This is a genomic window from Variovorax sp. EL159 (assembly GCF_900100965.1).
Taxonomy (GTDB): domain Bacteria; phylum Pseudomonadota; class Gammaproteobacteria; order Burkholderiales; family Burkholderiaceae_C; genus Variovorax.
The window spans coordinates 162,695-185,300 of sequence record NZ_FMUJ01000010.1; the positions used below are offsets into that span (position 1 = coordinate 162,695).

At 68.5% G+C, this 22,606-nt stretch carries 20 protein-coding genes and 1 riboswitch; of the genes, 3 read left to right on the top strand and 17 right to left on the bottom strand.

Annotation, left to right across the window (positions count from 1 at the left end; translation table 11 throughout):
* Positions 1-9: 9 nt before the first annotated feature.
* Positions 10-2,775 (bottom strand): methionine synthase, encoded by a 2,766-nt coding sequence (gene metH, locus BLQ28_RS30745; RefSeq protein WP_093247131.1) that lies wholly within the window; start codon positions 2,773-2,775, stop codon positions 10-12.
* Positions 2,776-2,797: 22 nt separating this feature from the next.
* Positions 2,798-2,873: riboswitch (S-adenosyl-L-homocysteine riboswitch) on the bottom strand.
* A 133-nt stretch (positions 2,874-3,006) separates the two neighbouring features.
* Between metH and BLQ28_RS30750 the strand changes: the two genes are divergently transcribed.
* Positions 3,007-4,053, top strand: a complete 1,047-nt coding sequence (locus BLQ28_RS30750) for an esterase/lipase family protein (RefSeq protein ID WP_093247132.1) — start codon at positions 3,007-3,009, stop codon at positions 4,051-4,053.
* Between the two features lie 14 nt (positions 4,054-4,067).
* The gene (locus BLQ28_RS30755) at positions 4,068-5,000 is read left to right on the top strand and encodes a lipase secretion chaperone (protein WP_093247133.1); all 933 of its coding nucleotides are present in this window, start codon (positions 4,068-4,070) and stop codon (positions 4,998-5,000) included.
* A 12-nt stretch (positions 5,001-5,012) separates the two neighbouring features.
* Here the strand turns inward: BLQ28_RS30755 and BLQ28_RS30760 are convergent, their stop codons facing one another.
* A complete protein-coding gene (locus BLQ28_RS30760) occupies positions 5,013-5,450 on the bottom strand; it encodes a PACE efflux transporter (RefSeq protein ID WP_093247134.1) in 438 nt (145 codons plus the stop codon).
* Between the two features lie 102 nt (positions 5,451-5,552).
* On the opposite strand from BLQ28_RS30760, the gene BLQ28_RS30765 reads away from it, so the two are divergent.
* Positions 5,553-6,476: a LysR family transcriptional regulator gene (locus BLQ28_RS30765; RefSeq protein ID WP_093247135.1), complete on the top strand. Its 924-nt coding sequence runs from the start codon at positions 5,553-5,555 to the stop codon at positions 6,474-6,476.
* Positions 6,477-6,500: 24 nt separating this feature from the next.
* Here the strand turns inward: BLQ28_RS30765 and BLQ28_RS30770 are convergent, their stop codons facing one another.
* The 15 genes from BLQ28_RS30770 to hutC form a co-directional block, all read right to left on the bottom strand.
* The gene (locus tag BLQ28_RS30770) at positions 6,501-7,184 is read right to left on the bottom strand and encodes an SH3 domain-containing protein (protein WP_093247136.1); all 684 of its coding nucleotides are present in this window, start codon (positions 7,182-7,184) and stop codon (positions 6,501-6,503) included.
* A 200-nt stretch (positions 7,185-7,384) separates the two neighbouring features.
* Positions 7,385-8,440 (bottom strand): homocysteine S-methyltransferase family protein, encoded by a 1,056-nt coding sequence (locus tag BLQ28_RS30775; protein WP_093247137.1) that lies wholly within the window; start codon positions 8,438-8,440, stop codon positions 7,385-7,387.
* A gap of 67 nt (positions 8,441-8,507) precedes the next feature.
* On the bottom strand, positions 8,508-9,668 hold the full coding sequence (locus BLQ28_RS30780) for a histidinol-phosphate transaminase (protein WP_093247138.1): 1,161 nt from the start codon (positions 9,666-9,668) through the stop codon (positions 8,508-8,510).
* Positions 9,665-11,053: an FAD-binding oxidoreductase gene (locus tag BLQ28_RS30785; RefSeq protein WP_093247139.1), complete on the bottom strand. Its 1,389-nt coding sequence runs from the start codon at positions 11,051-11,053 to the stop codon at positions 9,665-9,667. Before BLQ28_RS30785 ends, BLQ28_RS30780 begins: the two co-directional genes overlap by 4 nt.
* On the bottom strand, positions 11,050-11,871 hold the full coding sequence (gene hutG, locus BLQ28_RS30790) for an N-formylglutamate deformylase (RefSeq protein ID WP_093247140.1): 822 nt from the start codon (positions 11,869-11,871) through the stop codon (positions 11,050-11,052). Before hutG ends, BLQ28_RS30785 begins: the two co-directional genes overlap by 4 nt.
* Positions 11,872-11,877: 6 nt before the next feature.
* On the bottom strand, positions 11,878-13,260 hold the full coding sequence (locus BLQ28_RS30795) for a formimidoylglutamate deiminase (protein ID WP_093247141.1): 1,383 nt from the start codon (positions 13,258-13,260) through the stop codon (positions 11,878-11,880).
* On the bottom strand, positions 13,257-14,507 hold the full coding sequence (gene hutI, locus BLQ28_RS30800; RefSeq protein ID WP_093247164.1) for an imidazolonepropionase: 1,251 nt from the start codon (positions 14,505-14,507) through the stop codon (positions 13,257-13,259). Before hutI ends, BLQ28_RS30795 begins: the two co-directional genes overlap by 4 nt.
* A gap of 21 nt (positions 14,508-14,528) precedes the next feature.
* Complete coding sequence (locus tag BLQ28_RS30805; RefSeq protein WP_093247142.1) at positions 14,529-15,098, bottom strand: HutD/Ves family protein; 570 nt, start codon at positions 15,096-15,098, stop codon at positions 14,529-14,531.
* The gene (locus tag BLQ28_RS30810; protein WP_093247143.1) at positions 15,095-15,763 is read right to left on the bottom strand and encodes an amino acid ABC transporter permease; all 669 of its coding nucleotides are present in this window, start codon (positions 15,761-15,763) and stop codon (positions 15,095-15,097) included. Before BLQ28_RS30810 ends, BLQ28_RS30805 begins: the two co-directional genes overlap by 4 nt.
* Before the next feature lie 7 nt (positions 15,764-15,770).
* Positions 15,771-16,523 (bottom strand): transporter substrate-binding domain-containing protein, encoded by a 753-nt coding sequence (locus tag BLQ28_RS30815; RefSeq protein ID WP_093247144.1) that lies wholly within the window; start codon positions 16,521-16,523, stop codon positions 15,771-15,773.
* A 52-nt stretch (positions 16,524-16,575) separates the two neighbouring features.
* Complete coding sequence (locus BLQ28_RS30820; protein ID WP_093247145.1) at positions 16,576-17,310, bottom strand: IclR family transcriptional regulator; 735 nt, start codon at positions 17,308-17,310, stop codon at positions 16,576-16,578.
* Positions 17,311-17,452: 142 nt separating this feature from the next.
* Positions 17,453-18,292 carry a phytanoyl-CoA dioxygenase family protein gene (locus BLQ28_RS30825; protein ID WP_093247146.1) on the bottom strand — a complete coding sequence of 280 codons (840 nt, stop codon included), beginning with the start codon at positions 18,290-18,292 and terminating at the stop codon, positions 17,453-17,455.
* A 61-nt stretch (positions 18,293-18,353) separates the two neighbouring features.
* Positions 18,354-20,081 carry a urocanate hydratase gene (gene hutU, locus BLQ28_RS30830; protein WP_093247147.1) on the bottom strand — a complete coding sequence of 576 codons (1,728 nt, stop codon included), beginning with the start codon at positions 20,079-20,081 and terminating at the stop codon, positions 18,354-18,356.
* A gap of 43 nt (positions 20,082-20,124) precedes the next feature.
* Positions 20,125-21,684, bottom strand: a complete 1,560-nt coding sequence (gene hutH / locus BLQ28_RS30835) for a histidine ammonia-lyase (RefSeq protein ID WP_093247148.1) — start codon at positions 21,682-21,684, stop codon at positions 20,125-20,127.
* A 180-nt stretch (positions 21,685-21,864) separates the two neighbouring features.
* A complete protein-coding gene (hutC, locus tag BLQ28_RS30845; RefSeq protein ID WP_093247165.1) occupies positions 21,865-22,602 on the bottom strand; it encodes a histidine utilization repressor in 738 nt (245 codons plus the stop codon).
* Between the last annotated feature and the right edge of the window lie 4 nt (positions 22,603-22,606).

A 22,606-nucleotide genomic window follows, 5' to 3' on the forward strand; every position in this document is an offset into this window, starting at 1 on the left:
GAAGAACGCTCAAAGATTGGGCGCCAGCAGACGCTCGAGGTCGGATTCGCTTTCCTTGCGTCGCGCGGCCTGGTCCTGCAACTGGTCGTGCCCGATCTTGCCGACGTTGAAGTACGTCGCCTCGGGGTGGCCCAGGTAGAAGCCGCTCACGCTGGCGGCGGGCATCATAGCGAGGCTTTCCGTCAGGGTCATGCCAATGTCCGCGCACGCCAGAAGGTCGAACATCGGCCGCTTCACACTGTGGTCGGGGCAGGCCGGGTAGCCCGGCGCGGGGCGGATGCCGCGGTACTTCTCGCCGATCATGTCCTCATTGCTCAGGCCTTCGTCGGGCGCGTAGCCCCAGAAGTCGGTGCGCGCACGGTGGTGCAATGCCTCGGCGAAGGCCTCGGCCAGCCGGTCGGCCAGGGCCTTGAGCATGATGGCCGAGTAGTCGTCCAGGTCGTCGATGAAGTACTTCTCTTTTTTCTCGACGCCCAGGCCGGCCGTGACCGCGAACATGCCCACGTAGTCTTTCAGGCCGCTGTCTTTCGGCGCGACGAAGTCGGCCAGGCAGCGGCTGGGGCGCATCACGCCATCGATCACCTGCTTCTCGGTCTGCTGGCGCATGCCGTACCAGGTGAGCGCGACTTCGCTGCGCGTCTCGTCGGTGTACAGCTCGATGTCGTCGTCGTTCACCGTGTTGGCGGGCCAGAAGCCGACGATGCCGCTCGCGCTGAGCCAGCGGCCTTCGATCAGGCGCTTCAACATGCGCTGGCCGTCGGCGTACACGCGCACGGCCTCGGTGCCGACGATCTCGTCCTTCAGGATGGCAGGGAACGGGCCGGCCAGGTCCCAGGTCTGGAAGAACGGGCCCCAGTCGATGTACTTCGCGAGCTCGGTGAGGTCGAAGTTCTTGAACACGCGCCGGCCGATGAACTTGGGCACGGGCGGCGTGTAGTTCGTCCAGTCGATCGGCGTCTTGTTGGCGCGCGCCTTGGCCAGCGGCCACATCGGCACCTGCTTCTTGTTGGCGTGCTGGACGCGCACCTTCTCGTAGTCGGCGTTGATCTCGTCGATGTACGCGGTGGCCTGGTCACTGAGCAGCGACTGCGCCACGCTCACGCTGCGCGAGGCATCGGGCACGTAGACCACGGGGCCTTCGTAGTGCGGCGCGATCTTCACGGCCGTGTGCACGCGGCTGGTGGTGGCGCCACCGATGAGCAGCGGGATCTTCTTGATGCGGAAGTGGTCGTCCTTCTGCATTTCGCCGGCCACGTACTGCATCTCTTCGAGGCTCGGCGTGATGAGGCCCGACAGGCCCACGATGTCCGCGCCCTCGACCTTCGCCTTCGCAAGAATCTCGTGGCACGGGACCATCACGCCCATGTTCACCACTTCGAAGTTGTTGCACTGGAGCACGACGGTGACGATGTTCTTGCCGATGTCGTGCACATCGCCCTTCACGGTGGCGATGATGATCTTGCCCTTGGTGCGCACGTCGCGGCCAGCGGCCTCGTCCTGGCGCTTTTCTTCCTCGATGTACGGAATGAGGTGGGCCACGGCCGACTTCATGACGCGCGCCGACTTCACCACCTGCGGCAGGAACATCTTGCCCTGGCCGAACAGGTCGCCCACGATGTTCATGCCGTCCATGAGCGGGCCTTCGATCACGTGCAGCGGGCGCCCGCCCTTGGCAAGGATCTGCTGGTAGGCCTCTTCGGTGTCTTCGACGATGAAGTCGGTGATGCCGTGCACCATCGCATGCGACAGGCGCTGGTTGACGTGCACCGGGTTCTCGGGCGTGCCGCGCCACTCGAGCTTCTTGCTGTCGTCCTTCGCGCCGCTCTTGGCGGTTTCGGCCACTTCGACGAGGCGTTCGCCAGCATCGGGGCGGCGGTTGAGCACCACGTCTTCGACACGCTCGCGCAGTTCGGGTTCGAGGTCGTCGTACACGCCGACCATGCCGGCGTTGACGATGCCCATGTCCATGCCCGCCTTGATCGCGTGGTACAGGAACACGGTGTGGATCGCCTCGCGCACCGGGTCGTTGCCGCGGAAGCTGAAGCTCACGTTGCTCACGCCGCCCGAGACCTTCGCGCCCGGCAGGTTCTCTTTGATCCAGCGCACGGCGTTGATGAAGTCGACCGCGTAGTTGTCGTGCTCCTCGATGCCGGTGGCAATCGCGAAGATGTTCGGGTCGAAGATGATGTCTTCGGGCGGAAAGCCCACCTCGTCGACCAGGATGCGGTAGGCCCGCTCGCAGATCTCGACCTTGCGCTCGTAGGTGTCGGCCTGGCCCTTCTCGTCGAAGGCCATGACCACGGCGGCGGCGCCGTAGCGCTTGACCAGCTTGGCCTCGTGCTTGAACTTGTCGACGCCCTCTTTCATCGAGATCGAGTTGACGATGCCCTTGCCCTGGATGCAGCGCAACCCGGCCTCGATCACGTCCCACTTGGAGCTGTCGACCATCACCGGCACGCGCGCGATGTCGGGCTCGCTGGCGATGAGGTTCAGGAAGCGGACCATGGCGGCCTTGCTGTCGAGCATGGCCTCGTCCATGTTGATGTCGATCACCTGCGCGCCGTTCTCGACCTGCTGGCGCGCCACGGCCAGGGCCTCTTCGAACTGGCCGTTCAGGATCATCCGCGCAAAGGCCTTGGAGCCGGTGACGTTGGTGCGCTCGCCGATGTTGACGAACAGCGTGCCCTCGCCGATGGCGACCGGTTCGAGACCGGACAGCTTCATGGGCGGAGGAACGGGAGAAGAAGAGGAGGAGGAAGCGGGAATCTGGGACATGGCCTCACCTGCGGAACAGTCGAACAGGCGAGCGTCGTTGTCGCCCCAAGCCTGACGGTTTGCCTCTGTGGCAAGCCGCTGCAACGCTCCTTGGGAAGTCGCGCATTTTAGGGCGATTCGGCCAGCCCCGGGGAAAACCCCAGTTTCCATTTCGGCGTGCATCCACAGAATGCGGCCACCGTTTCTGAACGAACGTTCGTGTTTTTCAACCAACGTAAGGGAGAGCGCCAGATGGCCAGGAAGTGGAACGCCCGACTGCAGCTTGCAGCCAACCCGATGCGCGCCGTGGCGCTTTGCTGCGGCCTCATGGCCGCGGCGGCCCTGACGCACAACGCCCATGCCGCTGCCAGCGGAACATCGACGCTGGTGCAGGCCCGCGCGACATCCGACGAGGCCAAGACCAAGTACCCGATCGTGCTGGTCCACGGCCTGCTGGGCTTTGACAACCTGCTGGGTGTCGATTACTTCTACGACATTCCCGGCAAGCTGGCCGGTGCGGGCGCCAAGGTCTACGTGGCCCAGGTGTCGGGCACCAACACCTCCGAGATCCGCGGCGAGCAGTTGCTGCAGGAGCTCAAGACCATCCGCGTGCTCGAGAAGAACCCCACGCTCAAGTTCAACCTGATCGGCCATTCGCAGGGCGCGCCGACGGTGCGCTACGTTGCGGCGGTGGCGCCCGACATGGTGGCGTCGGTCACATCGGTGGGCGGTGCGAACGGCGGCTCGAAGGTGGCGGACCTGCTGGCCAAGCTGCCCGACGGCAGCCTTGCGCAAGGCGTGGCCGTGACCGCCATCGGGCTGCTGACGAACGTGATCGGCTTCCTCTCCGGCAAGGACCCGAGCCAGCTGCCCGAAGTGCCGCTGAACGCGCTGGCCTCGCTCACCACCGCGGGCGGCGCAGCCTTCGACAAGAAATTCCCGCAGGGGCGCCCTGCCCCCGGCTCCTCGTGCGACGTCAAGAGCGGCGCGGCCACGGTCAACGGCGTGCGCTACTACTCGTGGTCGGGCGTCTCGACCGGCTTCAGCCTGTTCGACCCGAGCGACGGCGCCCTGTCGGCGCTGGGCACGCTCTTCTTCTTCGGCGAAGCCAACGACGGCCTGCTCGCAGTCTGCACTACCCGCCTGGGCACCCACCTGGGCGACTACCGCCAGAACCATCTGGACGAGGTCAACCAGGTGCTGGGCAACACCTATGGCAGCCAGTTCCCGTACTACGAGAAGAAGCCGCCGGAAATCTTCAAGGAACAGGCCGCGCGGCTGAAGAGCGTGGGCCTCTGAGGGCGGGCGCGGGCATGCGCAGGCAATGGCCTTTCTGGGCCGCCGGCGGGGCGCTGCTGATCGCCGTCGGCGGTGGCTGGCTCGCGGCCGGGCCCGACGCGACCGATGCATCGCCGGCGGCCGCTCGCGACGCCGTGGCCGCCGCAGCCAGGCCCACGCCGAACCCCGAACCACGCCCGGCACAAACGCCCGCCGCCCCCGATGCGCTGCTGACCAGCGACCTTGTCTCCGTCTTCGACAAGGTGCTCGCCGAAGCACAGGCCGACAGCAAGGCCACCCTGATGGCCAGGGCCCCCGCCCTGCTCGCCAAGTACCTGCGCGAAGACTGGCGCGTGCGCGCTTTGGGCCTGCTGGAGCGCTACGTCGACCTGCAGGAAGCCATGCAGGCGATGCAGCCGCCCACGCCCGGCGACGCGGCCTACCTGCGCCGCAGCCTGCAGGCGCGCGAGGCGCTGCGCCGGCAGTACTTCGCACCCGAGGAAATCGAAGGCCTGTTCGGCGACCAGATCCGGCAGGACAACTTCATGGCCGACAAGCTGGAGCTGCTCGCCAACACCGCCCTGACGCCCGAGCAGCGGGCCGCGGCCCTCGCGAAAAGCGAGCAGGCCTGGCTGTCGCCGGAACAGCGCGAGGTGCGCAAGGAATCGGTGGCGCATCTGGACGCGATGCGCCAGACCGAGGCGCTGGACGCGCGCGGCGCCAGCCCCCAGGAGCGCTTTGCCGCGCGCAGCGAGGCCTACGGCTACGAAGTGGCGCGCGGCCTGGCGACGCTCGACCAGGAAACGCAGGAGTGGAATGCCCGGCTCGACCGCTACGCCAACGCCTCCGAAGCCGAGCAGGCCCAGTTGCGCGAGACGCTCTTCAACGACACCGAGCGCCTTCGCCTGAGCGGTGCCCTGGCGATGCGCTCGGCTGCCGCGTCCAAGCCGGCGCGGCAAGGTGGCTAAGTAAGCGCAGGCTTACGCGGGTTGCGCTTCGCCCATGGCCGAGGCCGGCAGGCCGAACACGCGGTCGAAGGCCCAGTTGAAGATGAAGGTGTAGACCAGGAAGAACACCACCAGCCCCAGGTCCATCACCAGCGCCTGCCAGAGCGACACGCCCAGGCCCCACGCGAACATCGGCACCAGGAACGCGATCAGCCCGCCTTCAAAGCCGATGGCGTGCGCGATCCGGCGGCGCACGCTGCGCCCGCGCACGGCCTGGCGCGATTCCCAGCGCTCGAACAGGGCGTTGAACGCCAGGTTCCAGAGCACCGCGATGACCGAGGCAGCCACCGCCAGCATGCCGGAATGGCCGAGGCCGGCGTCCGTCATCAGTGCGAGGCCGGCACTGGCGGCCACGATGGCGATGCCTTCGTAAAGGGAGATGTAAACGATGCGACGCTGAATGCCTTGCATGACTTGCTCACTGAAATGTTTGACTGCGATGGGGTGGACTTTATTTGCTATTTGCTGATATAAAAAGTTAACTTGTTTCAGTTTTACTGATAGATCGGTGCCATGGCCTTTTCCAGCGACAACGTCGAAGTCTTTCTGGCCGTGATCGACCACGGCTCTTTTTCGGCCGCCGCGCGGGCCCTGCGCCGGGTGCCGTCGGCCGTGAGCATGGCCATCGCCAACCTCGAAGCGGAGCTCGACCTGCCGCTGTTCGACCGCAGCGGCCGCGAGCCCCAGCCGACCGCCGCCGCCCGCTCGCTCGAACCACAGGCGCGGCTGCTGGCCGCCCAGCTCAAGCAGTTGCAGGTGCAGGCGCTGGCGCTCACGCAGGGGCTGGAAGACCGGCTCACGCTCGCCATCGCGCCCGAGCTGCTGGCCGCCCCCTGGAGCGGCCAGCTGTCCGAGCTGGCACAGGAATACCCCCTGCTGCAGGTGGAAGTGCTGGCCGCCCCGCAGGCCGACGCGCTCGACCTGCTGCACAGCGGCCGGGCGCAGCTGGCGCTGGTGTTCGAGCGCCCCAGCCTGGACGGCCGCGAGGGCTTTCAGGAGGTCGGCAGCGACATCATGGTGGCCGTGATGGCGCCCGACCACCCGGTGCTGCTCGCGGCCTCCGGCGGCCGGCTGCGCGAAGAGCACCTGACGAACACCCGGCAGATCGTGGTGGCCGGGCGCGACCTCACCACCAGCGACCCGCGCTTCGTGTTCGCGCGCCATGTCTGGCGCACCGACAACGCGCTGGCGGCGCTGAGCCTGATCACCGCCGGGCTCGGCTGGGGCTGGCTGCCGCGCAACTTCGCGCGGCCGCACGTGGCGGCGGGCGCGCTGGTCGAGATTCCCTTCGAGAACCTCAGCAACGGGCTCGACCTGTGGGTCGATCTGGTGTGGTCGAGAGAGCGCCCGCTGGGCCTGGGCGCCCAGCGCTTCGTGGCGCTGATCGCACGGGACCGCCAGGCGGCCGCCGGCGCCCAGCCCGCCAAGGCCGGATAGCGCGCGCCCTGCTCAGTCGGTCAGTCAGTGCCGATGCCCGCCGCCACCGCCGTGCGGGTGCCCACCACCTCCGCCGGGCCGGCCGCCTCCGGGGTGCGGATGCGGCATGCCGGGCGGCGGCCCGGGCCGGAAACCCGGCGGCCGGGGCGGCCTGAAACCGGGGTCCACCGGCGGGCGCGGACCTGGCCCCGGTCGGAAGCCCGGTCCGGGCGGACGAAAGCCGGGGCCCGGCGGCCACGGCCGCGGTTGCCACCCCGGCCGCACGGGCGGTGGAGGACGCCAGCCCGCGATCGGCGGCGGCGGGCGGTTGCCCCACCAGCGCCGGTCGCCGTACCAGGGCCGGTCGCGGTAGTAGTCGGCCCAGTAGCTGCCGATCACGAAGCTGACGATGGGCACGCCGATCACCGCGCCGTAAGTGGCCAGCGGCACGCGCTGCTCCTGGTAGGCGTAGTCGAGGTTCCTTGCCCAGACCCAGCCGCGCCCGCCGTCGGGCAGCACCACATCGCACCAGCTGTAGCCGTTGACGCAGCCGACCACTTCCAGCGGCTGGCCCGGCCCGAGCCGCGCGACCAGCGGGTAGTCGCCAGACGGCCCCGCCCGCAGATTGACCGCGCCACGCGTGAATGCCTGCTGCGCCGAGGCCGCAAGCGGCAGGACCAGGGCGAGCGCACCGATGCCGATCCAGCGAGGGACGAATGCAGGGGTCATGGCTGGCTCCTTTTCCTGTGCGTCCCAGCGTAGGCCGCGCGCCGAGAGCCTGTCAATCAGCCATCAACCCAACCAATCCGCTTTACCCGCGTCCCCTTCGTGAAACACCGAGGAACCGGCTCCGCCGGGCCTCAGGTGTTGCCCCCGGTAGGGGGTTGGCGTAGCGACACGAAGTGCGCGCAGCCTGGGGGCGAGCTCAGCTACGCGGCTTCGCGGTAGAAGCCCGCGTTGTTGCTGCCCAGCACCCGGCCCGCGACCGGTGCAACAGCCTTGCCGATCGCCGCGATGTGGTCCGGCGTGGTGCCGCAGCAGCCGCCCACGATGTTCACCAGCCCTTCGGCCGCGAACTCGTGCAAGAGGCGCGAGGTGACGTCGGGCGTCTCGTCGAAGCCCGTGTCGCTCATCGGATTGGGCAGGCCCGCGTTCGGGTAGCAGCTGATGAAGGTGTCGCCCGCCACGCGCGCCAGTTCCTGGATGTAGGGGCGCATCAGCGCCGCGCCCAGCGCGCAGTTCAGGCCGATGGCCAGCGGCTGCGAATGGCGCACGCTGTGCCAGAACGCGGTGACCGTCTGGCCGCTCAGGATGCGGCCCGAGGCGTCGGTGACCGTGCCGCTGATGATCAGCGGCAGGCGCTGGCCGCTGTTGTCGAAGTACTCGTCCACCGCGAACAGCGCGGCCTTGGCGTTGAGCGTGTCGAAGATCGTCTCGACCAGGATCACGTCGGCGCCGCCCTCGACCAGCGCTTCGGTCTGCTCGTAGTAGGCCGCGCGCAGCTGCTCGAAATCGACATTGCGCGCGCCCGGGTCGTTCACGTCGGGGCTGATGCTCGCGGTCTTGGGCGTCGGGCCAAGGGCGCCGGCCACGAAGCGGGGCTTGTCGGGCGTGCTGAACTTGTCGCAGGCCGCGCGCGCGAGCTTCGCGGATTCGAGGTTCATCTCGCGCGCCAGGTGCGCCATCTTGTAGTCCTCCTGCGCGATGGTGGTCGCGCCGAAGGTGTTGGTCTCGATCAGGTCGGCGCCGGCCGCGAGGTAGCCCTCGTGGATGTCCGAAATCACGTCGGGCCGGGTCAGCGACAGCAGCTCGTTGTTGCCCTTCACGTCGCGCTCGAAGTCCTTGAAGCGCTCGCCGCGGTACTGCTCTTCGGTGAGCTTGAAGCGCTGGATCATCGTGCCCATCGCGCCATCGAGGATGGCGATGCGCTTGGCGAGGATGCCCGGCAGCGACTGGCCGCGGGTATAGATAAGGGGCTTGGTCATGTCCGCGATTGTAAAAACCCCGGTCTGGCCCGGCGCGCAGGCGGGTCTTGCCAGCGCCGGCGCGGCGTCAGCCCTGGCCGCCCGCGATCTCCGCCAGTGCCTGCACGAAGCGCGCGTTGTCCTCGTCGGTGCCCACCGACACGCGGATGAAAGTCTCGAAGCCCGGCTCCTTCCAGGGCTTGACGATGATCCCGCGCGCCAGCAGCGCCTCGTTGACCGGCCCGTTCGGCCGTGCGAGATCGACGAACAGGAAGTTGGCCGCCGAGGGCGCCACGCGAAGGCCCGGCAGGACGGATGCGGCGAGCGCGCGAAGCTGCGCCGCCAGCACCTCGCGCTGCTGCACGGTGCGCGCCACGGCCTGCGCCATGAAGGCCTCGTCGCCCCAGGCCGCGAGCGCCGCGGCCTGCGCCGCCAGGTTCACGTTGAAGGGCGTGCGCACGCGGTCGAGCAGTTGCACCAGTGCCTCGTCGGACGCGATGCCGTAGCCCACGCGCAGGCCCGCCAGGCCCCAGGCCTTGGAGAAGGTGCGCAGCACGATCCACGGGGAGCGGCCTTCGTCGGCCACCTGCCGTGCGCGCAGCATGGCGAGCACGTCGGGGTAGCCGGGCGCCAGCCGCGCGTATTCGTAGTAGGCCTCGTCCACCACCAGCAAGGTGCCCCCGGGCACCGCTGCGAGCAGGCGCGCGAAATCGTCCGCATCGAACATGCAGCCGACCGGGTTCGAGGGGTTGGCCAGCATCACCACCTTGGGCCCGCGCGCGAGCGCCGCGCACCACGCATCGACGTCGAAGCCGAGTTCCGGCGTAAGCGCCAGCAACTCGACCTGCGCGCCCATCATGCGCGGGTAGATCTCGTGCAGGCCGAAGGCCGGGCGCTGCGTCAGCACGCGGTCGCCCGGCGACAGCAGCGCCTGGCACAGCATCTGGAGGATGTCTTCGGAACCGTTGCCGATCACCACCTCGCCGGGCCGGGCGCCGGTGCGTTCGGCGATGGCGGCACGCAGCGCCGTGCAGTTGGCATCGGGGTAGGTGCCCGCGCGCGCCGCCAAATCGACCAGCGCGCGCCCCACTGCGGGGCTGGGGCCGTACGGGTTCTCGTTGCTCGCGAGCCGCGCGATGTCGGTGACGCCGTAGCGCGTGCGCACGGCGTCCGAAGACAGGCCCGCGTTGTAGGGCGGCAGCGGCGTCACTTCGGGACGCGCGAGCGAGTGGATGGTGCTTGTGTTCACAGGTCGAATACCTTGCCGGGGTTGAGCAGTTGAAGAGGGTCGAGCGCCTGCTTGATGGCGCGCATCGCGGCCAGTTCGTCGGCGCTGCGGCTGGCGCCCAGGTAGGGCTTCTTGTGCAGGCCGATGCCGTGTTCGGCCGAGATGCTGCCGCCGCAGGCTTCGACCTGCGCATAGACCATGCGCTCGAAGGCCTCGGCCTCGCCGCCGATGGCCTGTCCGTCGGTCGTGATGTGCAGGTTGCTGTCGCCGACGTGGCCGAAGAACAGCGAGTGGTGCCCGGGCCAGCGCGCATCGAGCGCCGCGCGGCAGTCGTCGGCGAAGCGGCCAATGGACGCCATCGGCAGGCTCACGTCGAGGTTGATCGGCGGATGCATGTGCACCGGCAGCTCGGCAGTGGCCTCGCGGATCTTCCAGAAGGCGCGCGCCTGCGCCTCTGACTGGGCGATGGCGGCATCGGCCACCGTGCCCTCGTCCATCGCATCGGCCAGCGCCGCTTCGAGCGCATCGCGCAGCGCGGCTTCGTCTTCGCCGGCCACGTCGATCAGCGCCTGCAGCGGGTACGCCGCATCGAAAGGCTCGCGCAGCTGCTGCCAGCGCAGCGAGGTCTGCACGAAGTCGCGCCACATCAGCTCGAAGGCCGCCAGTGCGCCCGGAAAGCGCGCGCCGAGCCGGCGCAGCAGCACCAGCGCGGCATCGAAGTCCGGCAGCGCGACCAACGCGGTGGCCTTGGCGCGCGGTGCCGGATGCAGCCGCAGCAGCGCGCGCGTGATCACGCCCAGCGTGCCCTCGGCACCGATGAAGAACTGCTTGAGGTCGTAGCCCGTGTTGTTCTTGAGCATGGGCCGCAGCATCGGCAGCACGCGGCCATCGGCCAGCACCACCTCCAGGCCCAGCGCCTGCTCGCGCATCATCCCGAACTGCAGCACGCCGTTGCCGCCCGCGTTGGTGGAGAGCGCGCCGCCGATCTGGCACGAGCCGCGCGCGCCGAAGTCCACACCGAACAGCAGGCCCTGCGCGGCCGCTGCCTCCTGCACCGACTGCAGGGTGGCGCCGGCCTGCACGGTCAGCGTGCCGGCGGCGGCATCGACCGATTCGATGGCATTCATGCGCTCGAGCGACATTGCGATCGCATCCACGCTCGGCACGGCCGCGCCGGCCAGCCCGGTGAGCCCGCCCTGCGGCACCACCGGCACGCGGTGCTCGGCGCACAAGCGCAGCACCGTCGATACCTCCTGCGTGTCGCGCGGCCGCACCAGTGCCAGCGGCAACACCGGCGGCAGGCCGCTCCAGTCGCTGCGGTGGCGTTCGGCAATCGCTTCGCCGGTCAGCACCTGGCCGGTGCCCAGGGCCTCGCCGAGGGCGGCGAGAAAGCCCTCATGGCTCACTGGCGGCGGCTTTCGACGAAGTCGAGCACCGCTTCCAGCATGCGCCGCACATGCGGCTGCACGCCGGCGGCCACGGCCGGCAGGTAGTCGAAGGGCAGCGCCTCCTGCATGTAGCTGGACTGCGTCATCTCCAGCTGCACCGCGTGCACGCCGCCAGCCGGGTTGCCGTACTGGCGCGTGATGTGGCCGCCGGTGAAGCGGCCGTTGAGCACGCCGGTGTAGCCGGTGGCCGACTTCGCGATGCCCAGCAGCGTTTCGGCCAGCGCCGGATCGCAGCTCGTGCCCTTGCCGGTGCCCAGGTTCAGGTCGGGCAGCTTGCCCTCGAAGAAGCGCGGCAGCACCGAGCGGATCGAGTGCGCGTCCCACAGCGCGATGGTGCCGTGCGCGGCCTTCAGGCGATCGAGCTCGGCCTGCAGTTGCCGGTGGTACGGCACCCAGATCGCATCGCGGCGCGCGGCGATTTCTTCATCGCCCGGCACGTCGGCCGCGTTCGCGTAGATCGGCGTGTCGTCGAAGGTGTCGACCGGGCACAGGCCGGTCACGCTCTGGCCCGGATAGAGGCTCGCGCCATCCGGCGGACGGTTCAGGTCGACCACGTAGCGCGAGTGCGTGGCCACGAGCACCGAGGCGCCGAGCGCATCGGCGAAGTCGTAGAGCCGTTCGAGGTGCCAGTCGGTGTCGGGCACGTGGCGCGCCTCGTCGGTGAAGCGCGCGGCGAGCGCAGGCGGCACGTGCGTGCCGACGTGCGGCATCGAGATCAGCAGCGGGCGCGTGCCCTGGCGAAAGCGGAATGCCGGTTCGGTGGTGGTGAAGGCCATGGGAATTCAGTCCTTGAGGAGTTGGGTGCGCGCGGCCACGAAGGCGGCCGCGGCGGCGTCATGCAGCGTGTGGCGTCCGGCCACGACGCGCGCGCAGCCCGCGGCCCAGACGCTGTCGATGGCGGAGGTGCGATGGCTCGCGAAAACGTGGGCCGAAAGCATATCGGGCGCCGACAGGCCCTGCAGCGCGAGGTGCGCGGCATCGAGCACGACGAAGTCGGCCTGCTGCCCCACGGCCAGCCCGCCGACGGCACGGCCCGCGGCCTGCGCCCCGCCCTGCACTGCTTCGAGCGTGAACGCCGTCGCGACATGCGGCTGCGCCGCGCTGGCGCCGACGTTGCGCTGCCGCCGGGCCAGGCGCTGGCTGTATTCGAGCATCAGCAGTTCTTCGGCGGCGTTGACGCTGGCATGGCTGTCGGAGCCCACGCCCCATGCGCCGCCGTGGCTGCGCCACTGGGGAAAGTCGAAGATGCCGTCGCCGAGGTTCGCTTCGGTCGTCGGGCACAGGCCCGCGACCGCGCCGCTCTTGGCGGCGTACTCGTATTCGGCGGCGTTCATGTGCGTGGCGTGCACGAGGCACCAGCGCGCATCGACCGGCGCATGGTCGAGCAGCCATTCGACGGGGCGCAGCCCGCTCCACTCCACGCAATCGTCCACTTCCTTCGTCTGCTCGGCGATGTGGATGTGGATGGGCGCGGTGCGGTCGATGGCTTCGAGCCCCGCGATGGCATCGCGCAGCGCTTCGGGCGGCACCGCGCGCAGCGAGTGCGGCGCCATGCCAAGGCGCGCGCCTTGTTCATCGCACACCGGCTTCAGTGCGTCGAGCAGGCGCAGCATCGAGTCGGTCGAGCGGATGAAGCGGCGCTGTCCTTCCGTGGGCGGCACGTCGCCGAAGCCGCCGGTCTGGTAGAGCACCGGCAGCAGCGTGAAGCCGATGCCAACCTTCTGCGCCGCGCGCAGCAGCGCAAGGCTCAGGGTCGCATCGTCGGCATAGGGGCGGCCGTCGGCGTCGTGGTGCACGTACTGGAACTCGCACACGCTCGTGTAGCCGGCTTCGAGCATCTCGGCATAGAGCCAGGTCGCGATGGCTTCCATGTGCTGCGGCCCGAGGCGCGCGGCAAAGCGGTACATCAGCGTGCGCCAGCTCCAGAAGCTGTCGTGCTGCTCGGCGCGGTGCTCGGTCAGGCCCGCGAAGGCGCGCTGGAAGGCGTGCGAATGCAGGTTGGGCATGCCGGGGATCACCGGGCCGCTCGTCACCTGCGCACCGGCCGGCGGTTGCACGGCGGACTGAACCTGCGTGAGCTGGCCGGCATCGTTCCACGACAGCAGGACGTTCTTCGTCCAGCCCGCGGGCAGCAGCGCGTCGGCTGCGAAAAGCGTGCGCGTCATGCAGCGTTCTCCATGGTGACAAGACCTTGCCGCACGACGGTGCGCGCGGGCTTCTGACCGAACCAGTAGGCGAGCTCGGCCGCTTCGCGCACGTTCCACAGCACGAAGTTGGCGGGCATGCCGGGTGCGATGGCGCCGTGCGTGTCCTGCAGGCCCAGCGCGCGCGCGGCGTGCACGGTCACGCCGGCCAGCGCCTCGGGCACCGTCAGACGAAACAGCGTGCAGGCCATGTTGACCATCAGCAGCAGGCTCAGCGCCGGCGAGGTGCCGGGGTTGTGGTCGGTCGACACCGCCATCGGCACGCCCGCGGCGCGCAGCGCGGCGATGGGCGGCAGGTGCGTGTCGCGCAGCGTGTAGTACGCGCCGGGCAGCAGCACGGCCACGGTGCCCGACTGCCGCATGGCCTCGATGCCCTCGGCCGACAGGTGCTCGATGTGATCGCACGAGAGCGCGCCGTAGCGCGCGGCCAGCGCGGCGCCGCCCATGTCCGACAGTTGCTCGGCATGCAGCTTGACCGGCAGGCCCAGCGCCTTCGCCGCCTGGAAGACCTGCTCGGTTTCGGCGAGCGAGAAGGCGATGCGCTCGCAGAACACATCGACCGCATCCACCAGCCCTTCGGCCGCGAGCGCGGGCAGCATCTCGCGGCACACGAGGTCGATGTAGTCGCCGCTGCGGTTCGCGTATTCGGGCGGCAGCGCATGCGCGCCGAGGAAGGTGGTGCGCACGGTCACGCCGTAAGCTTCGCCTAGGCGCCGCGCCACGCGCAATTGCTTGCGCTCATGTTCCAGCGACAGGCCGTAGCCCGACTTGATTTCGATGGCGCAGACGCCATCGGCCAGCAACTGCTCGAGCCGTGGCGCGGCCTGCGCGAAGAGCGTGTCTTCGTCGGCCTCGCGCGTGGCGCGCACCGACGACACGATGCCGCCGCCGGCCTTGGCCACTTCTTCGTACGTGGCGCCCGCGAGCCGCATCGCGAATTCGTTGGCACGCTGGCCGCCGTAGACCAGATGGGTGTGGCAATCGACGAGGCCCGGCGTGACGAGCGCGCCGCCACCATCGTGCGATGCGAGCCCTGCGTACTCGGCGGGCAGCGCATTGCGTGCGCCGACCCAGCGGATCGCGCCCTGCGCGACCACGATGGCGGCTTCGGCATCTTCTGCCAATGCCACGCCCGGCGCCGCACCGGGTGCGAGACGCAGGCCGGTCCAGAGGCCGTCGGCCGAGGGGAATTCACTTGTGGGTTTCATCATCTGTTCCTCTTCCTGCCGTCAGGCCGGCACGATACGAACCACCACCAGCCGTGCGTCTTCATGCGCCGGCGCGGCCTGCCAGCCGCGTGCGGCATCGGCCCAGCAGATGCCCTCGCCTTCGCGAAGCGTCTCGTCGTCCAGACGCCATTCGCCACGCAGCGCGAGCAACACGCCGTGCGGTGCGGGATCGATGGCTGCAGCGCGATCGAGCACGCGCACATCGGCGCGCCACTGTCCGCGCCGCGTCATCACGTTGAAGTCGTTCGATGCGCCGCCGAGCAGCGTGCAATCGATGGCGTCGTCGCCGCTGAAGGCAAAGAGCTGCTGCGGCACGTCGAGGCGGTGCGCAATGCGCCCGTCGTGCGTGAAGAGGCGCACGCCGTCGCCCTCCAGCAGCATGATGCTGCGGTCGATGCCCGCGAACACCGAGAACGGCCCGGCCGCCGCGATGGTCGCGATGCTCACGCGCCAGCCGAAGCTGTCGAGCCCCGCGCCCTGCGGCCAGCTCGCGATTTCCTGCGTGGTGCCGCCGCCGTTCTTCCACGGCATGGCGGGCAGCGTGGAACGGGAAAAACGAAACACGCTCATCGCATCAACCCGCCTTGCCGCAGCTTCAGTTCGAAGTGCCGCAGCACCAGCGTCATCGTTCCGGTGAGCACGAAGTACACGGCCGCGATGGCCAGGTACACCTCCAGCGAGCGGTACGACACGCTGATGATCTTCTGCCCCTCGTGCATCACGTCGTGGATGGTCAGCAGCGACACCAGCGCCGAGTTCTTGATGAGCGCGATGAACTCGTTGCCCAGCGGCGGAATCATGCGCACCACCGCCTGCGGCAGCACGATCTGGCGCATGGCCACGTCGGGCGTCATGCCGAGTGATTGGGCCGCCATCGTCTGGCCCTTGTCGATCGACTGGATCGCGCCGCGCACGATCTCCGACACATAGGCCCCCGAGTACACGCCGAGCCCCAGCACGCCGCACACGAAGGCCGGCAGCACGATGCCGAAGTACGGCAGGCCGAAGAACAAGATGAACAGCTGCACCAGCAACGGCGTGCCGCGAATGGCCGCCACGTAAGCGGTGCAGATGCCATAGACCCCGCGCCGCTTCGGGTTCAGCCGGCCGATGCCCACGATGAGGCCGAGCACGCAGCCCAGCGCGAGCGCGCAGGCGGTGATCTCCACCGTGACGAGCGCACCGCGCAACAGGTCGGGCCAGCCTTGCCAGACTGGCGAGAAATCGAAGTCCATGGCGCGCTTACTTGGTGTTGGCGCTGAACCACTTCTTTTCGATCTGGGCGTAGGTGCCGTCGGCCTTGAGCTTGGCGATGGCGCCGTTCACGGCCTTGGTGAGCTCGGGCGTGTCCTTGCGGATGGCCATGCCGTATTCCTCGGTGGTGATCTGCTCGGGCAGCACCTTCAGGCCGCCGCGCGTGCGCACGTACTGGTAGGCGGCGGGCTTGCCGGTGACGGCGGCGTCGGCACGGCCGATGTCCACGAGGTTGAACATCTCCTGGTTCTTCTCGACTTCCATCAGCTGCACCTGCGGGAATTTCTCCTTGGTGTAGGCCACCGACTTGGTACCCACCTGCACGCTGACCTTCTTGCCGTTGATGTCGGCCGGCGTCTTGATGGCGGTGTTGCCGTCCTTCACCATCACCACGAGGCCGCCCGCGTAGTACGGCACGGTGAAGTCGACGACCTTCTTGCGCTCGTCGGTGATGTAGATGCCCGAGACGGCCATGTCGAAACGCTTGGAAATGAGGCCCGGCACGAGGCCCTTGAAGTCGATGTCGATCCACTCGATCTTGCGGCCCAGCGTCTTGCCGATGGCCTCGACCAGCTCCACGTCGAAGCCGGTGCGCTTGCCGTTTTCCACGAACTCCATCGGCGGGAAGGTGGCGTCGGTGGCGACGCGCAGTGGCTCGCCCTGGGCTTGCGCCGTGCCGGCGAAGCCGATGAGTGCAAGGCCGGACAGTGCGGCGGCGACGAGGGTGCGACGTGTGTTCATGGTGAGAGGCTTTCGTGGGTTTGAAAGAAAGAAGAAACGAAGGATCGATGGGCTACTGCAGCGCCCGCGAGATGCGCGCCGCGGTGACGACGGTCATGTGCAGCAATGCAGCTTCCATGCCCTCGACACGCGTGAGCGGCGCCATGAGCGTGATCGCGCCGCGCAGCCGCCGGCCCGAAGCCAGCACCGGTGCGCTCGCGCCCCATACGCCGGCATCGACCTCGCCGTGGGTCACGGCATGGCCGGCCTGGCGGATCGCATCGAGTTCGGCGGCGCGCTCGGCGCGGCGCTGCGGACTCTCGTCCAGCCCGTCGAGCAAGGCATCGCGCTGGTCCAGCGGCATGTGCGCCAATAGGCACTTGGCACTGGCACCGTCGCGGGCGGGCACGCTGCGCCCCCGGTCGAACGAGCAACGCAGCGAATGTTCGCTGTCGATCATCTCCAGGCACACCACGCGGTCGTTCACCGCCGTGACCAGCGCCACGCTCTCATGGCTTTGCTGTACCAGCGCGCGCATGTCGGCGCGGGCGGCCATGACGAGGTCGGAGTTGCCGTCGAAGCCGCTTGCCAGCTGCACGCTCACCGGGCCCGGCGAGTAGCGCCCGTCCGACTCCATCACGAAGCCCCAGCGCCGCAGCATGGCGATCTGCCGGTACAGCGTGCTCTGCGACAGGCCGGTGGCCTGCACCAGGTCGGCCGCCGTCATCGCCACCTTGCTTTGTGCCAGCACCGACAGTACGCGCAGGGCGCGGTCGTTGTGGGCGGGGGTCTCGGTCGGGGGCGTCATCGGAGGCAATCGCGAGATGTTGGGAGTAGAACCGGCGTGCAGTATCTTGCGCGCCGTTCTCAGTTCCAAGCCTCGATTCCCATTCGATGGGAATCGAGGTGTTTTTTCTTTCTACCTTCGTCTTACCTGCATCCGGCCGCGTTCAGCCCACCAGCAGCGGAAAACGTGCGTCGTCCATCGGTGCGCCGGCTGGCAGCGAATCGGCCAGGCCGGGGAAATCGGGCGAGGTTTTCCAGCTGCGCGGCGCGTGGCGGATGTCGTCGCCCAGGAAGCGCACCGAGAACACGCGGCGCCGGTTCGGCCCCTCGACGCCGGCGGCCGCATGCAGCGTGAGCATGTGGAAGCAGACGAAATCGCCCGGCTCGATGTTCCAGCCGACGATGGGAAAGCGCTCGCGCGCACCCTCGATGTCGGGCAGGTCTTCGAGGCTGCCTTCGGGGAACCACTTGGCGTGGTTGTCCATGAAAGTGCGCGGCATCAGCCACGGCCCCTTGTGGGAGCCGGCCACGAATTCGAGCGTGGCCGCGCGCGACACCGGATCGACCGGAATCCACATGCTGACGTTCTGCTCGCCTTCGATGTTGTAGTAGGGCTGGTCCTGGTGCCACGGTGTGCGCTGGCGCGTGCCGGGCTCTTTGACGAGCAGGTGGTCGTGGTACAGCCGCACCGTCTGCGAGCCCATCAGGCGCTGCGCGAGTTGCGCGAGCGGCGCCTCGAAGATGAAGCGGCGGAAGGCATCGATCTCCTGCCAGTTGCAGAAGTCCTCGAAGAAGCGGCCCGGATCATCGGGACGGCTCGCCACCTTGGCGCGCGGACTCGGCGCCGCGAGGTTCGCCTCGATGCCGCCCTGCAGCAGCGCCAGCTCGTCGGGCGTGAGCAGCTGGCGGATGCAGACCGCGCCGTCGCGCTGGAACTGCGCAACCAGCGCGTCGTCCACGCGTTCCTGCACGCGGCGCTGCAGGTCGAGGGCATCGAAGGTCATTGTCGGGTCTCCTTGTTGTGGGGTGTGTCGGGGACCCGCTTTTTTACTTCACTCGCCGGGCCTACTTGATCATCGGCAGCTTCAAGCCCTGCTTCTTCGCCGTGGCCACCGCGATGTCGTAGCCCGCGTCCGCATGGCGCATCACGCCGGTGGCCGGGTCGTTGAAGAGCACGCGCTCGATGCGCTTGGCCGCAGCGTCGGTGCCGTCGCACACGATCACCACGCCCGAGTGCTGCGAGTAGCCCATGCCCACGCCGCCGCCGTGGTGCAGGCTGACCCAGGTCGCGCCGCCGGCGGTGTTGAGCAGCGCGTTGAGCAGCGGCCAGTCGGACACGGCATCGGTGCCGTCCTTCATGGCTTCGGTCTCGCGGTTCGGGCTGGCGACCGAGCCGGTGTCCAGGTGGTCGCGGCCGATGACGATGGGCGCCTTCAGCTCGCCGTTCTTCACCATCTCGTTGAAGGCCAGACCGGCGATGTGGCGCTCGCCCAGGCCGAGCCAGCAGATGCGCGCGGGCAGGCCCTGGAAGCTGATGCGCTCGCGCGCCATGTCGAGCCAGCGGTGCGTGTGCTTGTTCTCTGGGAACAGCTCCTTGATCTTGGCGTCGGTCTTGTAGATGTCTTCCGGGTCGCCCGAGAGCGCAACCCAGCGGAACGGGCCCTTGCCCTCGCAGAAGAGCGGACGGATGTAGGCGGGCACGAAGCCGGGGAAGTCGAACGCGTTCTTCACGCCTTCGTCGAACGCGACCTGGCGGATGTTGTTGCCGTAGTCGACGGTCGGGATGCCCATGGCCTGGAAGTCGAGCATGGCCTGCACGTGCACGGCGCACGACTTGGCGGCCGCCTTCTTGAGCGCATCGTGCTGCGACGCATCCTTCATCGCGGCCTGCCACTGCGGCACGCTCCAGCCCGAGGGCAGGTAGCCGTTGATGAGGTCGTGCGCGGAGGTCTGGTCGGTCACGAGGTCTGGCTTGAGGCCGCCGGCCTTCGCGCGCTTCACCAGCTCGGGAAGGATGTCGGCCGCGTTGCCGAGCAGCGCGATCGACACGGCTTCCTTCGCGTCGCAATGCTGCTTGATGAGCTCGAAGGCGTGGTCGATGTCGCGCGCCTGCTTGTCGACGTAGCGCGTGCGCAGGCGAAAGTCGATGCTCGACTGCTGACACTCGATGTTGAGCGACACCGCACCGGCCAGCGTGGCCGCGAGCGGCTGCGCGCCGCCCATGCCGCCCAGGCCCGCCGTCAGGATCCACTTGCCCGCAAGGCTGTTGTTGTAGTGCTGGCGGCCGGCTTCGACGAAGGTCTCGAAGGTGCCTTGCACGATGCCCTGGCTGCCGATGTAGATCCAGCTGCCCGCCGTCATCTGGCCGTACATGAAGAGGCCCTGGCGGTCGAGCTCGTTGAAGTGCTCCCAGTTGGCCCACTTCGGCACGAGGTTGGAATTGGCGAGCAGCACGCGCGGCGCGTTCTCGTGCGTCTTGAACACGCCGACCGGCTTGCCCGATTGAATCAGCAGCGTCTCGTCGTCGTTCAGTTCCTTCAGCGACGCGAGGATCTGGTCGTAGCAGGCCCAGTTGCGCGCGGCACGGCCGATGCCGCCGTACACCACGAGGTCCTGCGGACGCTCGGCGACTTCCGCGTCGAGGTTGTTCTGCAGCATGCGGAACGGCGCTTCGGTGAGCCAGCTCTTGCAGTTGAGTTCGCTGCCGCGCGGCGCGCGGATCACACGCGTCGGGTCATGGCGCGGGTCGGCCGCATCGGGATTGTTCAGGGCGAATTTGTCGGGAGCGTTCATGGCGAGGTTCTCCTATCTGTCTGTCGATCTGTCGGGTGGTGTTTTACGAGTGGCTGGGCAGGATGTCGAGCAGCGCGGCCGGCAGCTCGGCCTTCAGCGCCCACAGGCGCATGGCTTCGATGTCGGGGGCGAGGTAGCGGTCGCGTTCGAGGAAGGCGACCTTCTGGCGGATGCTGGCGAATTCCGCTTCGACCAGCGGCGAGCTCTTGAGCTTGCGCTTGAGCTCGATGCCTTGTGCAGCGGCCATGGCTTCGATGCCGACGACCACCGCGGTGTTGTTGACCATGTCGCCCAGGCGGCGCGCGGCGAAGGTGGCCATCGAGACGTGGTCTTCCTGGTTGGCCGAGGTCGGCAGGCTGTCGACGCTGCCCGGATGCGCGAGCGACTTGTTCTCGGACGCGAGCGCGGCGGCCGTGACCTGCGCGATCATGAAACCGGAGTTGAGGCCGCCATCGCGCACCAGGAACGGCGGCAGGCCCGACAGGCCGCTGTCGAGCAGCAAGGCCAGGCGACGCTCGGAGATGGCGCCGACTTCGCTCACGGCCAGCGCGATGATGTCGGCTGCGAAGGCGACGGGCTCGGCGTGGAAGTTGCCGCCCGAGATCACTTCGCCGGTGTCGCAGAACACGAGCGGGTTGTCCGATGCGGCATTGGCTTCGATGACCAGCACGCGCGATGCATGCACGAGGTTGTCGAGGCAGGCGCCCATCACCTGCGGGATGCAGCGCACCGAGTACGGGTCCTGCACACGGCCGCAGTCGGCGTGCGAGGGAACGATCTCGCTGCCTTCGAGCAGCGTGCGCACCGCGCCTGCGACGGCGATCTGGCCGGGCTGGCCGCGCGCGATGTGGATGCGCGCGTCGAAAGGCTTGATCGAACCCTGGATGGCTTCGAGCGACAGCGCGCCCGACATCAGCGCGGCGGCGAACACGTCTTCCGCACCGAACAGGCCGGCGAGCGCCAGCGCCGTCGACACCTGCGTGCCGTTGAGCAGCGCCAGGCCTTCCTTGGGGCCGAGCACGAAGGGCTCGAGGCCGATGCTGCGCATCGCTTCGGCGCCGCTGACCTTCTTGCCGTCGGCCAGCATCGCTTCGCCTTCGCCGATCAGCACGCAGGCCATGTGCGCGAGCGGCGCGAGGTCGCCCGAGGCGCCCACCGAGCCCTTGCACGGAATGCTGGGCGTCACGCCCGCGTTGAACAGCGCCAGCAGCGCGTCGACCAGCGCGGACCGCACGCCCGAGTGGCCGCGCGCCAGGCTCACGGCCTTGGTCGCGAGGATCATGCGCACCACCGGCGCGGCCAGCGGCTCGCCCGTGCCCACGCTGTGCGACAGCACGAGGTTGCGCTGCAGCTCGGCCAGGTGGTCGTTGCCGATGCGCGTGCTCGCGAGCTTGCCGAAGCCGGTGTTGATGCCGTAGACGACCTGGTCGTTCTCGACGATGTGGCGCACCGCCGCCTCGGCTTGCGCCATGCCGGCACGCACCGACGGGTCGAGCACGAGTTGCACGCCGCCGGCCTGGATGCGTCGCAGCATCGCAAGGTCGACCTTGCCGGGCGTGAGGGTCAGGGTGGCATCGGATGAAGCGGTGTTGTGGATTGGCATGTGAACCTGTCTATACAAGTGATTGCGAGAGAAAACGAAGTCGATAACGACGATAAAAAAAGCTAGGTTCCTTCGTGGAACACCGCGGAACCGGCTTTGCCGGGCCGCCGGTGTTGCCCCCGGTGAGGGGGTTGGCGAAGCGACACGAAGTGCGCGAAGACTGGGGGAGAGTTCATTGCTTTAGCCGGAGCTGGGGTTGCCGTCGGCTCGGAAGCGGCTGCCCAGGCTGTAGCGCGACGCAGGATGCAGGCAGCGCACCCATGTCACGGGCGTGGTGCGAATCCAGGTGCGGCGCGTCAGCAGCAGGCAGGGGTCGGTGGGTGTCATCGCGAGCCGGACGGCCTGTTCGGCGCTGGGCAGCACGGCATCGACGACGTGTTCGATCTGGTCGAAGGGCACGTTGCGCAGCAGGTATTCGCTGGGCGGCGTGCTGTTGAAGTCTTGTTCGAGGTAGTCGGGCACGACCTGCGGGTTGACGTAGCGCTCTTCGAGCTGCACGGGCGTGTCGTTCTCCCAGTGCAGGCAGGCGCTGTGGAACACCGAGTCGCCGGGGCGCAGGCCGAGCCATGCGGCCACGTCGGGCGAGGCCGCGAGGCGTTCGACCTCGATCATTTCGCAGCGGTAGTCGTGGCCGCGCTGGCGGATCTCGCTGGCGATGTTGGCGATCTGCAGCAGCGTCGACTGCGGCTTGTTCTCGGCCACGAAGCTGCCGACACCTGCCACGCGCACGATGCGGCCCTGCTCGACCAGCTCGCGCAGCGCGCGGTTCACCGTCATGCGCGCCATGCCGAACTGCGCGACCAGCTCATGCTCCGAAGGCAGGCGGTGGCCGGGCGGCCACGTGCCGTCCTGGATCTTGCGGGAGATGTGATCCTTGACTTGCGCGTAGAGCGCGAGGGTCGGCAGGTCGCGTTTCATCGTG